This window comes from Janthinobacterium sp. GW821-FHT03C10, from assembly GCF_059420865.1.
The window spans coordinates 1,084,550-1,099,631 of the sequence record NZ_JBWKUN010000001.1; the positions used below are offsets into that span (position 1 = coordinate 1,084,550).

General features: G+C 52.3%; 9 protein-coding genes and 1 pseudogene. 7 read left to right on the forward strand and 3 right to left on the reverse strand.

Going from position 1 to position 15,082, the window contains the following annotated elements:
• Positions 1–36 precede the first annotated feature (36 nt).
• A complete protein-coding gene (locus AC07VH_RS04665; RefSeq protein WP_475416420.1) occupies positions 37–960 on the forward strand; it encodes a LysR family transcriptional regulator in 924 nt (307 codons plus the stop codon).
• A gap of 22 nt (positions 961–982) precedes the next feature.
• Here AC07VH_RS04665 and AC07VH_RS04670 read toward each other — a convergent pair whose 3' ends face one another.
• Both AC07VH_RS04670 and AC07VH_RS04675 read right to left on the reverse strand, forming a co-directional pair.
• Positions 983–1,495 (reverse strand): hypothetical protein, encoded by a 513-nt coding sequence (locus tag AC07VH_RS04670; protein WP_489630721.1) that lies wholly within the window; start codon positions 1,493–1,495, stop codon positions 983–985.
• A gap of 81 nt (positions 1,496–1,576) precedes the next feature.
• Positions 1,577–1,891 (reverse strand): ComEC/Rec2 family competence protein, encoded by a 315-nt coding sequence (locus AC07VH_RS04675; protein ID WP_494786952.1) that lies wholly within the window; start codon positions 1,889–1,891, stop codon positions 1,577–1,579.
• Between the two features lie 86 nt (positions 1,892–1,977).
• Between AC07VH_RS04675 and AC07VH_RS04680 the strand changes: the two genes are divergently transcribed.
• The 6 genes and pseudogenes from AC07VH_RS04680 to AC07VH_RS04705 all read left to right on the forward strand — a co-directional run bounded on the left by AC07VH_RS04680 (position 1,978) and on the right by AC07VH_RS04705 (position 9,856).
• Positions 1,978–3,108, forward strand: coding sequence for a tyrosine-type recombinase/integrase (locus tag AC07VH_RS04680; protein WP_083292653.1), 1,131 nt, complete (start codon positions 1,978–1,980; stop codon positions 3,106–3,108).
• Positions 3,098–4,759 carry a tyrosine-type recombinase/integrase gene (locus tag AC07VH_RS04685; RefSeq protein ID WP_083292654.1) on the forward strand — a complete coding sequence of 554 codons (1,662 nt, stop codon included), beginning with the start codon at positions 3,098–3,100 and terminating at the stop codon, positions 4,757–4,759. The genes AC07VH_RS04680 and AC07VH_RS04685 overlap by 11 nt, the downstream gene beginning before the upstream one ends.
• Complete coding sequence (locus AC07VH_RS04690) at positions 4,759–6,702, forward strand: site-specific integrase (protein ID WP_494786953.1); 1,944 nt, start codon at positions 4,759–4,761, stop codon at positions 6,700–6,702. The genes AC07VH_RS04685 and AC07VH_RS04690 overlap by 1 nt, the downstream gene beginning before the upstream one ends.
• Positions 6,699–7,211 (forward strand): TetR family transcriptional regulator, encoded by a 513-nt coding sequence (locus AC07VH_RS04695; RefSeq protein WP_139143346.1) that lies wholly within the window; start codon positions 6,699–6,701, stop codon positions 7,209–7,211. The genes AC07VH_RS04690 and AC07VH_RS04695 overlap by 4 nt, the downstream gene beginning before the upstream one ends.
• Before the next feature lie 346 nt (positions 7,212–7,557).
• A pseudogene (locus tag AC07VH_RS04700) lies at positions 7,558–7,761 on the forward strand (transposase); the annotation flags it as partial.
• 214 nt (positions 7,762–7,975) lie between these two features.
• Positions 7,976–9,856, forward strand: coding sequence for an ATP-dependent nuclease (locus tag AC07VH_RS04705; protein WP_070302815.1), 1,881 nt, complete (start codon positions 7,976–7,978; stop codon positions 9,854–9,856).
• A 747-nt stretch (positions 9,857–10,603) separates the two neighbouring features.
• On the opposite strand, the gene hyoA is transcribed toward AC07VH_RS04705, so the two are convergent.
• A complete protein-coding gene (hyoA, locus tag AC07VH_RS04710) occupies positions 10,604–14,935 on the reverse strand; it encodes an NACHT domain-containing antiphage protein HyoA (RefSeq protein ID WP_494786954.1) in 4,332 nt (1,443 codons plus the stop codon).
• Between the last annotated feature and the right edge of the window lie 147 nt (positions 14,936–15,082).

Below are 15,082 nucleotides of genomic sequence, written 5' to 3' on the forward strand. Positions count from 1 at the left end.
TGCGGTCTACTGGCCTCTTTTGCCGGGAGTGACGCGATGTCGATGAAACTGATGTGGGAGATCCGCGCCTTTTGCACCGTGGTGGAAAAGCGCAGCTTCATCCACGCGGCGCGCATGCTGGGACGCTCGCCGTCGGCCGTCACGCGCGCCATCCAGTTCCTCGAAGACGCCATCGGCGCCGAGCTGATCCTGCGCACGCAAAAGCAGTTCACCCTGACGACGGCCGGCGAAACGTATTACGCGTCGGCCAGGCACTTGCTGGAAACGCAGGCCGAGGCGGAAGAGCAATTGGCGGAATTGAGCAACTCGCCGCAAGGCTGGGTGCGCATCTCCGCGCCGGAAATCCTGTCGCTGGGCTTCCTGCCGAAAGTGGTGGCGCAATTTTCGCGCGACTACCCGAATGTGTCGGTGGACATCCATTTCTCGGACAAATCGATCGACCCCATCCAGGAAAAGCTGGACTTTGCCATCCGCGGCGCCTTCCCCCAGTCGAGCGAGCTGATCGGTTATCCCCTGTGGAATTACCGCCGCTACATGTACGCCTCGCCCGGCTATATCGCCCGCATGGGCGCGCCGGACGAACCGGAAGAGCTGGCCGGCCACGACATCATCATGCACTCGGCTCCCCGCATCCTGCGCGACTGGCATTTCGTCTCGGCTACGCGCAACGTGCGCTACCAGGTGCAGCCCCGTTTCCGCTTTACTTCCGGCATCGCCACCTTCCAGGCGGCCCTGGAAGGCGCCGGCATCGTGCGCCTGGCCAGCTGGCTGGCGGAACCGGCCGTAGCTGCAGGCACCTTGCGCCGCGTCTGCACGGCGTACCGGCTGACTTCGTCAAAGGAGCTCGATCCCAGCATCCATGCCGTGTACGGCACGTCACGCATGGCCAAGGGGGCAAGGCTGTTCCTGGAATACGTGCGGCAGCGGGGCATGGAGATACCGGACGAGCGGCACAGCTGACGCCTGCACCCGTGAACGGCCGCTATGGCCCGATGCGCACAGAAACAGGCGTGCCCAGGACCCACGCCACATCATAGATGGGCGCGTTGCCACGAAACGATATCGCGATGAGCTCCAGCGGCGTCACGGTGCCATGCAAAATAAAGGTTTCCACATAACCCGAGGAACCCACATCGTGGTAAGCCACCTCCTTCACTTTCGCCAGCGGCGCTGGCCCGACAAGGGCGGGTCCCTGAAATTGAAAAATCAGCGCGCAGCCTTTTCTTTCCGCCTGTTGCGCCGCGCCTTGCAACTCCTGCGACAGCGTCACATGGCCAAAAACGCCTTGCAGCAGGCGCTGCTGCACGATCGCCTCGGCGGCTGACAGGTCCGTCACATGAAACAGATACGGGTGTTGCAGGCGAACGGCGTCAGGTTGTCCTCCCTGCAAATCAAACTGACGGGACTTTGCCTGCGTACTTTGCGAACGGATCCGCGCCTCAAAGCCAAGCTGCGGCACAGCCGGTTTTTTCTTGCACCAGTCAAACACACCCATCTTCATCCTTTCAGTATCATCCAGGCAGCGCCGGGGCTGCCAACCCATGACAGATATATACCATTAATGCAGCCGCGTCCGCTAGCGCCCCTGCCAGTAGCGCGGCCGGCTGGCCCGATACTGCGTTACATCAATATTGTCGCCAAACTCCAGCACCACCGCCCCCGTCACATCCGTGCGCAGCCGGGCAATGCCCATGTCGCCATAGCGCGCATACACTTGCGCCTTCGGATGCTTATAGCGGTTCCGGTGTCCCACCTGGAAGATCGCCAGACTCGGATGCACGATCTGCAAAAACGCCGGTGTCGATGAGGTGCCGCTGCCGTGATATCTCCCCCAAAAAAGTGTTGCGTAAGCCGGACACGGTTTTGTAAAATAAAATTTGCGCATCTTCAACCTTGAGTGCTCACAGACTCTGCGCTTTTTGCGATGCGGTATCCGCTCTTTACCGAAAATTTCGGATTCGTTGCAGGAGAGATGACGTGCAGCTGTTCTTCACTGACTCACAATTTATTTGGCATGGGCTGCCTCGCCCGTCGGTCCCCTTCCTGTGCGATGAAGAGATGGAATTGGTGTCCGCTCCCAACTCTTACCTGCGGTTTATCGCCGCTGTTAACGGACGAACGAGATCCGTAAGAACCTGGCATACATACGCCAACCATATCTACGAATTTTTCTCGTTTCTCGAGGCCAACGCCATAGATTGGCAGCTAGTGACTCACCCACAAGTGGCCGCGTGGCGTGATGGAATGATTGATCGAGGCTGCTCGCGCAGCACCGTAAATCAACGACTAAATTGCGTGAATGGTTTTTATGGATGGGCGGTACGATCAAATCTCACTCAACAAACCCCTTTTAGAACCGAGGAGATCAGAATCGCAAAGAACAGAGGCGTACTAGCTCATATAGACGTTTCTGGGCATCGATTTGCCGCAAATTCTCTCACGATGCAAAGCTACAGACCGGTTCCCCAGTTCCTACACCTACCTAAAGCAATTTCATTTTTGGAAGCGATTACACCTCATGGACTGAAGCTGATGGGCTATCTCGCGTTGCTGACAGGCATGCGGCGTGAGGAAATCATCGGCCTCAACCTTAACGTATTACCGAACCCATGCGGCCACGATCCGTCCAGACAGATGCCAATGATCCTTCAATCAAGCATCACTCCAACCAAGGGCATGAAAACAAGAACCGTAATGCTCCCATATGATTTAGCTGTCGCGCTTTGGAATTTTCTCTGTAGCGTTTGGCCGAAACGCAATGCCGAACACATGCGACGACACGGAAGGGAAAGTTCACGAGTTTTCTTGTCTGAGTATGGGGAAGAGTTTTCAATTCGTTATATGAATAACGCATTTGCAAAGGTCAGCAAAAAAATTCAAATCGAATGCCACCCACATATGCTTCGTCACACCTACGGAACTTATGAATTGCTGCGCATGGCCGAAAAAGTCGGCCAAACGAAGGCTTTACTTTGGGTGCGCGATCGTATGGGCCACAGTTCAATAACAACCACGGAAATCTACATTCACGCTGCAGATCTTTTGCAAAATACTGAAGTCGACGACTATCAAATTGAAGTATTAAGGGAGCTGCGTAATGAAAATTAGCCGGCCGCGAGTCGATCGAAAAATAAAATCTGCGGTTGATGAACTAAAACCGACCGACATGCCACCAATGTGGACATTTACGATCGACTGCCCGAATTTCGGCCTTATATACTTCGATTTTCAAGAAATGAGAAACTACCAACGCGATGAAATTGCGGGTAGCATTCGAGATGCATTTTGGAGTATGAGACATGTATCTGAAGGGGCATCATTACAGAGTTACCTTAACTCGATACGCAAGTTTTGGAATTTTCTAGATGACTTTCGGCTCTCTGGAGAGGCCATAACAAGACTCGATCAAATTGATCGACGTTGCATTGATGCTTATCTCACATGGCTCGAACTTCAAACCGTCGCGAGCAACCAGAAGAATACTGGAAAAAAACTTTCAACCGGTATGAAGCGGACAGCTTACTCAGCCATCAAGACCATCCTCTTCAATCGAAAACGATTTGATCCTGATGCTGTCAGCCCTTTCCTAACTTTTCCCAAAAATCCGTTTCCGAACGCGAACCAATTATCTTTAAAAAGACAGCCCTATTCAAACCAAGAACATCGTCGAATATTACAGGCATTAAACAACGACCTCAAGCATATCAATGAAAGCAACGTGCATTCTCTTCCCTCGCTACAAATTCTTGTAGTGTACTTATTGGTCCTGGCCTCTGCCACAGGTGAAAATTTACAACCCCTTCTTGAACTCCGGCGGGACAGTCTAAGAGACCATCCGTTAAAGGATCGAGAACTCTTGTTCACCCAAAAACGACGCGGATGGACCACTTTCGCCACTTCGGTCAGAAAATCTCAGATAACTCCTGAAACGGTAAATGGAACCCATGCCATACCGACGAGCGTAGGTGATCACTTTCGTGCATTGTGCGCGTTCACTTCCCCAATTTCCATGAAAATTGAAGAGCGCCATAGTTCATTCGTTTTTTTATGGTCTGTTTCTCGCGGAAAACGTAAAGATAAACTTATCAGGCTCACTCGCCTGGAAGCGAAAACAGGAATCAGAGATTTTTCTAAACGACATTCGCTTCTCGACGATCAAGGAAAACCGTTGGCGTTAAGCTTTGGACGCTTCCGTCCAACGTTCGCCACCGAGCTATACCGCCGAACGCATGACATCCGCAAGGTTTCACAAGCACTAGGACATGCCAGCGTTGAGACGACCGCTCGCTCATATGTCAATCTAACGAGTGATGCGACACGTAACCACTCCTTCGTGGCTGAAGGAATGGTCGCTAAGTTTGTGCGCCTCGAATCGCATGGAAAGACAGTTTTGGCAGCAGACGGAAGCATTCCAATTACCGAAATAAAAGGCCTATTGACCAGCGGATATAGCACAGGAGTAGCTCATTGCCGCAATCCATTTCGCGAAGAGGAATCTGTCTGTAAGAAATTCTTTACCTGCTTCCGATGCCCGAACATGCTCGTCTTCGAAGATGACTTGTGGAGACTGTTTAGTTTTTATTTCCGCTTACTCTCTGAACGCTCGAAGCTAAGACCCGATCACTGGCTTAAAACATACGCGCCAATTTTACGGCGCATTGACGACGAAATTGCGCCGCAGTTCCCATCAGAGAAAGTACTAGAGGCTAGAAATAAAGCACAAACTAATCCCCATCCTGCATGGAAAGGATTCACATAATGAAGTCAGGCCTGCTGAACTTTGCTTCACTTAAAAACCTCAACTATCAGGAGAAGTCTCGCGTTCCGGTGTCAATGCTAAATGGAGACAACGGCCAAGTCCTCGTTGTCAGTCGTTATGGCGATGAGTATTGGGATTTTTACCCGTATATTCCTCAGGAAAACTTGAGTAGTTCCGATAAAATCATAAATTGGTGTATAGGGCTTCCAGACGGCCAGCAGCTTACGTCGCCAAAACATGGGCTACTTTTAGAGTCAACAAAAGATTTCATTTGGTCACTGTTCGCGGATCCGATTGAAGGAAAGAAGCGGCCATCCATGAACACGTTAATCGCAAAGTTCGAACTTCTTCAGCCACTACTGCGTTGGATGGTTTCAAAAGGCTTATCACAGTTCAGCGAACTACAAGACAAGACAATGGACTACGTCCCTGTCGCCCGACTAAGCAGCGTAAATGGCTCGTTTGTCGCAGATTCAACGCTCCATTACCGTCTACACATCGTCGAATACTTATACCTCCAACGCGAAAAAATACGGGATGGGCTTTATTCTCACCCTTGGCCACACGAGACTGCATTATCTTTAAGTGGGAAAAAAAGATCGGGGGGAAATCGAACACCAACCACTGAATTCATCCCGGATTCAGTAGCCAACAAGTTGGCTCAGTGTGCAATCGAATACGTGACCAACCGCTCATCGCGAATACTTGATGCGGTCCAGACCACTGAGCGGGCAGCAACGGCAAAGTCTGAGTGTCATCGCCAAGTACAAACAGATGCGAGAACAGAGGCGGCTCGCATGGAGGGATTCGTTGGAATGTATGACTTAAAAAAACAAGTCATTCATCTTCGTACTGCTTGCTACATTGTGATCGACATGTTCTCTGGGATCCGTGATAGTGAGATGATGTCACTTGAGGTCGACTGCATCAGTCAGACCCGAAGTGCGGACGATACAACTGATATCGTATGGCTTCTCGGGACGATTTACAAAACCGGCGTACGTCCAAAGAAATGGCTTGTCCCTCAAATCGTGATTAGCGCTGTGGAGGTGCTATCGCGCTTAACCGAACAGCTGCGCAAAAAAATGCTTGACGAACAAGCGGAACTTGAATCCATGTTGCGAGACAGTAATCGTCGCAACCTAGACGCAGAATCGCTGAAGCGTCTAAGTAAGCGAGCCCATACCATTCAACATCAGAAGCACAAGTTATTTCTCTCGGTTTCGACAAAATTTTCAAATTCGATATCCGTGCTCTCCGGGCAGCAATTGAACATTGATCTAAAAAAATTTTGCATAGATCACAATATTAAGGATGATAATATACAGCCGTATCCGCTCCACGCACATCAATTCCGCAGGACCTATGCTCGGTTCGTAGCACGCGCCGAATTAGGTGACCTTCTAACACTTCGCGATCATTTTGGGCACTGGAGTCTCGACATGACCATGTATTACGTTGACGGGGCGGCCGACGAATACCGAGCAGACACCGAACTCCTTGAAATGGTCTCACACGAAAAAATCTCTCGACAAAATGGAGTTATACGAACATATCTAACGTCAGAGTTTCCGCTCGCGAACGGTACCCACTGGCTCAACGATTGGCGCTCAAATGTCCGTACATCCGCAAATAAGGAAGCGCTAATTGCAGAGTATGCTGGGACATTAACCTTAAACGGAACAGGACATTCGTGGTGTGTGGGTAATGCCAAGGGGATGGGGTGCGGTGGCCTTTGTGTCTTTGAGGCTCAGCTTTGCGTGGATTGCCACTATGGAATCATTGGCCCCGAACATCGTCCCGTCTGGGCCGGCATTCGTGACCAACAGCAAGAGGCGCTTGCCCTCGACGATATCGGGCCGGGGGGTAAGGCGAGAACCCTCGAGATCCTCGGCTTAGCTGAGAAAGTTCTCAAACGCCTCGATGGAGAAAGTGAAAAATGAGCAAAATGTCTACCCGAACTATCGAAGCTCTAGCATCACAAAAACAGCAGTCTATCAAGGATACTCGCGAAAAACTGGAGGCTGCCCTTCATCGCCTGCTGACTGGGATATCCCGTAATCACAATCCTGGAACAAAGATCTCAGCTGCATCAGTGGCTAGTGAAGCGGGAGTTGATAGGGCAACCCTATATCGATTTCACGAACCGGTACTCGCGCAAATTCGAAATTTGAAGACCGCAACTACTGACGGCCGGTCAAATGAGAAAGTAAAAATAGATCAAGAATCAACTCGACAAACTTCATACCTCAAAATGGTGGAAGACGCGCAGCGGCAGGTTGCCTCGTTAGCGCGAATCAATTACCGTCTCGACGCAAAAATTGAGGAACTAAGCGAAGCGCTTAGAGTGCGAGATCAAATTATTGCAGATTTGCGTAAGCAAATTGTGAAGAGAGAATCAGAACCACGAATTTTTTCTTTTCCTCCTACGACTCGGCACCCAGAATCGTAGAGCGTTCAAACTGGAAAATCCCTTACTTGGGTGCCGCTGACGGTATCCAAGGCGAGGAGAAGTCATGCATACAACCGAAACACGAAGCGGTTTGCTGCCGGTTAAGGATTTAGCGAGTCACTGATTTATATATCAAACGCCGTTCCCTGCGGCGGACCTACCTGAAACAATAACGGCATCCTGACTGTTCGGCATCGATCATGCAAAAGTGCTTTTCCGACCTTGAATACGCCGCCAAGAAGAAGCTGACGCGGCGCGACCACTTCCTGGCCGAGATCGACAGTGTGACGCGGCGGACAGGCTGCACAATCTGATCGAGCCGTTCTATCCGAAGGTCGAAGACGTCGGCCGGCCACCGATCGGACTGGCGCGCATGCTGCGCATGTATGTGGCCAAGCAATGCTTTGGTTTGTCTGACGAAAGCACCGAAGATACGATCTACGACAGCCAATCGATTCGCGCATTTTTCGGCATCGATCTGGGTCGAGAGTCGGCTCCGGGAGCAACAACCTTGCTGAAGTTCCGCCACCTGCTTGAAGCCAACGGGCTCCCGTCGCCTGACACTCGGTTTTGCGCTGCAAATTAGTTGTAACTCGTCACCAAATCCCTCCGCACACTACTTATTAAGTCAGTCCGACCGCAGTCTGGCTATTCATCATATACATCAGATTTGCAGGCGTGAGAATCCATGTATTTTTCGGATGAGCAAGATGCTATCCTTGGTCGCATCGTCTGGCAAAAGACACAAGGAGCTCGAACCTGAAATGAAGATTCAATCCGTTCGTATCAAGAACTTCCGCACGTTGAAAGACGTGATGATCCCCTTCGATTCTGTCACAACATTCATTGGCCCGAACGGGGCCGGCAAGTCAACTGTACTTCGTGCGCTCGATTGGTACTTTAACGGCAAGCTTGGTTCGTTGACTGAGAAGGACTGTTCGTTCGACGCAATTGACGAAAATATTGAGGTTCAAGTCACATTCGCTGAGCTCACCGAAAAGGATCGGGCTGAACTTGGCAAGTACGCTCCAGCAGGGGTCAGTACCTTCACAGCTTGGAAGCGTCGCGGCCCAGACGGAGCTGAAAGCCTATCTGCGAACTCAAAGAACTACGCGCCGTTCAACACTATCCGCGCTAAGACATCAGCGGCCGACAAAAAAGCCTCTTACAACGACCTGCGAAGCTCAAATTCATCGCTTGGTCTCCCAGCTTGGAGCAGTGTCGAGGCTGCAAACCAAGCTATGACGACCTGGGAAGCCGATCACACCGACCAGCTTGTCGAAGCGCCAGAGTCCCTACAAACCAACTTCTTTGGTTTCAACAGCGGTGGCAAGATGAGTGGCCTTTTCGATTTCGTCCTGGTGACTGCCGACCTTCGGGCTAGCGAAGAGTCGATTGACGGGAAGTCGAGCATTATCGGTCGAATCCTTGAACGTTCAGTCGATCGTGCTGCTGCCGATGAGGAAATCGCGAAGATCGTAGAAGAATCACGTGCTAAGCAACAAGAAGTCTACGACGAAAAGTTCAAGTTACAGCTTGAGGCAATGTCGGAGAAATTAAACGGAGTCGTCGCATCTTACTCCCCTGGTCGGGCTATCACGGTTTCACCAACAGAAGTGGAACTCAAGGCCCCTCGAACCACGTTCCAAATAGCCGTACGCGATGGTACAACCGAGACCGCCGTGGAGCGCCAAGGGCATGGCTTTCAGCGCACACTTCTGATCTCGGCGCTTCAGCTTTTGGCGCAGTCAGGTGCAGCATCGGCAGAGGGTATCATTTGTTTGGCGATCGAAGAGCCGGAACTATATCAGCATCCGATCCAGGCACATACGTTCGCGAAAGTGCTCCGGTCGCTCGCTGAAGACGCAGGCAAGCGCATACAAGTTACTTACGCGACCCATAGTCCCTACTTCCTTGAGGCGCGACATTTCAACCAAGTCAGGCGGCTAACTAGGTCGTCGGACGAAACTCCTGTAGTCACTGTCCACAGCGCTACACTCAATGACGTGAAGGCCAGGCTGAATGGAGTACTGAGCGCCGATACAGTTGAGCGTCAGCTCGATGGCATCATTGCGAATCAGCTTTCCGTGGCGCTTTTCGCGCATCGCGCTTTCCTCGTGGAAGGCACGACAGAGTCATCAGTGTTCTACGGCATTGGTGATAAAACATCTCTCGGCTCGCTTGAGGCTGCTGGCATCTCTGTCGTCCCCGTAGGAGGAAAAACATCGATCCCACTCGCACATGCGATCCTGACGTCGATCGGTATCCCTGTCTATGCGCTCTTCGATGCGGATGGCGGGTTTGAAGCCCGTGCGAAGGCAAATGGGAAGGCGCAGAACAAGATTGATGCCGAGAGAGTGGGCCATGTGGCAGCGAATCGAGTGTTATTGAAGTACTTCGACCTCGCTGAAGAAGATTTTCCATCTGCTTTCGTTGGCGACGAGATAGCGATCTTTGAGGATCATCTTGAAGCGTTCCTATCGGCGAACTGGCTCGAATGGATCACTGCATGCGATAACGTCGAGGCTGCCGCAGGTATCAGTCTCGCGAAGAACCAACTCGCGTACCGGACAGCAACACTCAAGGCCGAAGGAGCGGTGCCAGAGATGCTTATACAGATCCTGGTCAAAGTGAAAAGTAAATAGTCAGGTCTGCTGGGGTCAAATAATTCTGAACACAACGATCGGTTGGTGTGCTGCCATTTTTCATTCATAGGCGGGGGGCGACCGAATACCCAATGCTAAATTGAACAGCCGGTAAAAAGCCTCGATACATTGAAGTGTTGGCATTGACGTTAAATCAGCACAGGCATCAAGATTAGTTGCCCCCAGTAAATTCGCGCAAACGAAGGTGAGGTTGAACAACAAAGTTCGACATACGCGCTCATACCGCCATTCAACATGGACATTCACAGCCATTGACGAAGAAAAACTGAACGATTGCAATCAGCCGACAGCGGTGGTTCATAGTTGTGTGCCGTCCGTCCGCTTCTGGCCCAGGCTGTGTAAAAATGCAAGAACTTCAAATTTTCATGGGGTTGGGTTACCCTTCCCAGCCCCAAGAAAATCGCGTAGCGGCCGTTCTGTGAGCCCGACTTTTTTATTATCGGATTTTCTTCGCGTTTTTACAAAGCCTGGGCCGATTCCTGCCGCTAGTGTGCAGCAAACGACACGTTGCGGACTAAAGGCCACGTAACGAACTTGGATCGATCTCAGCGCCCCTCCATCGATCGCCGGCGAACTGGATCGCGTTACTACGATGTCCGATGGCCAAGTGCTGGTCCACTGAATTTGCGCGGCGCAGCTGGCACTGGTGCCGGCATCGGACATCTCAACATCTAGGCGCGAGAGCAGATACGAAGATCCGTCGGCATTTTCTCAAGTGACCTCGATTCACCGATTTTTTACTTTGCCGTCCTGCGTCCGAGCTAATGCACCTTCGATACCAAGTCGGGGAGTCAGGTCAAGTACGCGCGCAAGCACACGGGCAGCCCCACCTAGGCGCTGCTGTGCGGTCTGAGCGGCCACGTTGAGCAGCTCCTGCAATTGAACGTGATCAATTAAGCGACCCGTGTCAGGATGTTTCCAACGCCGTTTAGGATCGGCTATGGTGACCAGCAGGCATCCCGTCTGTGCTTGCGAATGCGCCATATACTTTTTTACAAGTTGCATTTCGATGGTATCGCACAATTCTTTTGCCGAACGGTCTTTCTCGCCAATTTTCAACTCGATAGTTGCCTGCAAATCCGGAGGCGTTCGAAAGCGAATGTCCGTCTCCTTCCCGTCGGCCGTTACCGCTTCTTGATCAACGGTATATGCGCCATTTGCCATGTGAAGGAATTCCCGAGCGATCGCGGGTCGGAGCGTGTTTTCATCTTGAACCGCTGCCCACGCCGCACGTGGACTAGTATCGGCAAGCATGAGCGCCTGCAAATCATCAAGTCGATCAACGAGCACTTGCGCCATTGCACTGCCGGTTTTAGGCGGAAGGTCTTTTCCGTTAAACAGGCTCGCGATCTCAGGGACTTCCGAAACACCCTGCTCAACCTCAGCCGCAAGTCTTTCTCTGGCGACCTCACGAATTCGGTCGCGGAGATAGTCGAAGCTGGGAAATTCCGCCAAGGCAAGCTTCGCACGCAGCGCTTCGGGCCCTGATCGCCGCATAAAAGCTTCAAAAATGTACCTCCGCGCCTCCTCGGCGTAATCGCGGCTTCCGCGTGAGTAGGAGCCGACATGGACAGCGTCTATGTCAGGATGGACATGACGATAGACTTCAGCTGTCAATTCCATCAGACTATCGATGTCCGTCAACGCACTGAAGTTGTTAAGATCATGCGCTCGGCGTGAATCGACAAGACTGGCGATCAACTCGACGGCTTCACCCTCTTTATCGACCGGGAGCCCCTTCAACAGCCGCAATAAATGGGTTGTACCAATGTTTGGATTTAATGCGCAAAGGATCGGCATCCATAAGCTGAGATATGCACTTCCACAACTGACAATTTGTTGAGTGACGATGCTTTCCACGTTATTCCGTGCTACCGCGTCGCCATGCTTCAGAAGGATTTGCAGTACCTGGTTAAGCCCATTTTCCGATGAAGCGTTGTATGGTCCCTGCATTAGAACCTTTGCCGAGCCGTTCAGCCATTTGAGCAGTCGCGGTTGCAGCAATAGCGCAACGTTCGAAGGACCATAGCGGAGCGCTTGGAGCAAGCTGCTATGTGGTACTACATCGCTACCCAGCGCATCAAGATCCTCATTGAGCTCAACGCCAATCACGGTGTCAATCTGTGACGGAAAATTGCTTGCGACATCACGCAGCCAGGAAGGAAATCCATTCAGTTCGATCAGTGCATATCGCGCTGTGAGGATCGCGTCGCGGTCGCTCAGATGCTGGCTCCATGCCGGATCCTCAGCCTCTGCATAAATACCCAACAACCCCAGCGTCCAGACCACGAGATAAGTGTTTTTTTCGTCAGCCTTACGTTCGCTTCCTACAGACGGCACCATGGTACGCCAGTACGACATCAGTGCAACACGAAGGGCGTTGGTCGCGGTACGACCAAAATGCTTTTCCAGAAAGGCTCGATTCCAAAGCATGGTGTCGCCCGTCTTGCGAAGTAGAATGCCGAGATTCCAAATCGTGCTTTCCTGACGCCCCAGGGCCAATGCCACGGAAGGCTGGTTGGCGAGCTCGCACCAGAATTGCATCCAGGCTGCCGCCTCGTCCGCTGATTTCTTTAGTTGCGTTTCCTTCCTCTTCCGCTCGTCCTCCACCATTTTCAGGAACTGTTTGCTGGGCTTCTTGGATGCGACCGTTTCAACAAGCTGAGCGAGTAGAGACGATGATTCTGCTACCGCAGCCCGCATCTCTGCTGTTTTTGACGTCTCACCATCTTGTGTCGCCAGAAATACGGCAAGCTCAAGTAGCGCCTGTCGATGCGCATGTGGCGTTTGTCCATCGCCAAGTGCCTCGATAATCCATGGAAGGTCACTTTCCAAATACGCAATGGGGCCTTGCCAGAGCAACTTCCCGAGCCAGTGACTTGTGTCTGCATCCAGTTTTAGCCGTTCCAAGCAGTGTAGGTCGATTGCACATATTGCCCGGCGAGTACCGTACGGAAGCTCGTTAAGAAGCTGACACAATTCGTCGCGGTAAGAACTGTTCCCTATGTCATCGACAAGGCGAATGACCATAATAGACGCGCGTAATACTTCATGACTGACGACTTTGACCTTCAGCAGACGTATGCTAGCGGCTGCAAGCAGAGGCGACAGTTCCATGGAGGTCTCGCTGTCACGGAGTTCGTCGTCCACTACCACGATGGTCCTCTCTGCTTGAACTAAAAGCCCCGACAGAAGTGCCTCGAGACGTGTACTGCTGAAAGTCGCCGTGTCGATGCGCGATGCCATCCGAGCCGCATACCCACCCAATCTCGGCGTTCGCGAAGGCAGACGGGCCGCGATCTCCAGCAGCTGAGCGTCAGTGACGTGTTCAGGATAGAGTAAGATTGCGATCCATCCCGCTAGCTCGGCGGTCCAGTTCGGGCCAGCGGCGAGGGCCTCCTCAATCAATGTTGGTGTGCGCGGATCCGCCAATCCGGCTAGGGCTGCAGTTGCATCAAACCGTTCTTGCGGACTGGAGTCCACCGTCGAGGCGAGGCTGGCCATGAGGTCGGCACACTTCCTGAATTTTCCGACCGAAACGAGTTGTATCAGCAGATTTCTAACTTCCGGGTTCTCGACGCCGTCGCGCCACACGTCGAGCACTGTCTGGGCGAGAGACGGTTGAGCAAGACGTTCTATCTGGATATCGGGCACGCGAACACCGCGCCATCGTCCTTTTCCATACATAGCTACGAAGCCAAGCAGCGCGCGCTGACGCTGGTGGTCCATCAGCGATTCTGGATCGCCGTAGATTAACAAAGTGCTGGACTCGACCTTGAGAATTTCATCGAACACATCTTGGCGAAGTAGCGCTAGCCAGCCGGCTACAGGACGCATGGACGGTTTCAATACCCGTTCGTTTGCATCGGTCAGCCCAAACAGTAGTCGATAGCCGGCGCTCAGTGAAAGTTTGCCGCTTTCGACCAGCAGATGGACTTCGCAAGCCGCCAGATATTCCAGTACCGAGCGGTGTCGAAAGCGAACACGTCCATATCCTGCGGCTGCAAACAGTGGACGCTCCAGCAAAGCGGAGATTTCCCGGACGGTCCAATCGATCAGAAAAGGACGCGGGTCTATCGGTGCCTCCCCCGAGTCATGCAGATCTGCACCGGCGCTATAGCGAATCGTGAGCCGCCGCGATAGCACAGCCGCCAGCGCAAGACGCTGCGCACCAGTGCGCGCTTTCTCTGCTGTAATATCCGCCTTTTCCTTTCTGTTCGGTCGCGCGGCGAGTTGATCCAAAACGTGCGTTTTCACCTGCTCAAAGTGCGGACGGATGGATTGATGATCCCGCCAGTCATCGCAAAGCTCAATGAGGTCTTGAGGACGGCGCGCAAAGTCGTGCGCATGTTTTGCCTGGATCGCAGCAAGTAGATCTTGAGGTGATTCGATACCACGGCTTCGCGAGAACTGCATTATTTGCGCGTCGCTAAACTGAAGCAGTTCAACTTCCCGAAAATCCGGAAGCTCTTCACTCTTTTCTGGTCCGTGGAGTGCTAAACGCACTAGGTCCTTGCCATCAAGCTTTTGGCTAATGATTTCGCTAACGGGAAGCAGTTCGCGAAATGCCACCCGATCAATGGCAACTGGACGGGACGTTACAACGATTGTTGCACGCCCGAGCGCACCGTCCAGATCGGCCGCAAGGCGTTCAAGCGCATCTTTAAAATTCCCATGTGCCAATTCCAGTTCATCCACCGAGTCCAGAAAAAAGTAGCCCATACCGGATGCCGCAGCATACCAAGTATCGAAGCGGCGCTTATTTCTTCCAAACAGCGCCCCGGTGACGCCAACGGACGCAACGGTTTCCAAGCGTAAGAAAAACGCTGCTTCGCCCGCAGCGAACAACGATGTTGCCTTCGACTCGCATTCAAATGTTTTCCCTGTTCCCGCTTCAGAGATCAGCAAGATTCGGCGCGAACGCAGCAAGGCGTCCCAATCAAGACTCTTGTTTGAGGTGGTACGGTCTGCCATCCAAGCTGAATCCACAGTCCCCACACTCCCCCTGGCGGTCTCTCGAAAGGCACGTTGTATGGAGGATAAATGGGTGTACGCCACAATAGTCTCGTATAGATACAGGAAAGTACCATTTTATCAATTCGTCAAATTTAGCGCGAGAGCGAAAGTGGCAGTAATGAAAATCTGCTTGTGGCGAGAGCAGGCAATCACCGCCCTCCCGTGTCCGCCCCGAAGCAGACATAGATG

Excerpts from the sequence above, each read along its gene's own strand:
- AC07VH_RS04665 (WP_475416420.1), top strand. The coding sequence starts at position 37 with ATGTCGATGAAACTGATGTGGGAGATCCGCGCCTTTTGCACCGTGGTG.
- AC07VH_RS04670 (WP_489630721.1), bottom strand. The coding sequence starts at position 1,495 with ATGGGTGTGTTTGACTGGTGCAAGAAAAAACCGGCTGTGCCGCAGCTT.
- AC07VH_RS04685 (WP_083292654.1), top strand. The coding sequence starts at position 3,098 with ATGAAAATTAGCCGGCCGCGAGTCGATCGAAAAATAAAATCTGCGGTT.
- AC07VH_RS04690 (WP_494786953.1), top strand. The coding sequence starts at position 4,759 with ATGAAGTCAGGCCTGCTGAACTTTGCTTCACTTAAAAACCTCAACTAT.
- AC07VH_RS04695 (WP_139143346.1), top strand. The coding sequence starts at position 6,699 with ATGAGCAAAATGTCTACCCGAACTATCGAAGCTCTAGCATCACAAAAA.
- AC07VH_RS04705 (WP_070302815.1), top strand. The coding sequence starts at position 7,976 with ATGAAGATTCAATCCGTTCGTATCAAGAACTTCCGCACGTTGAAAGAC.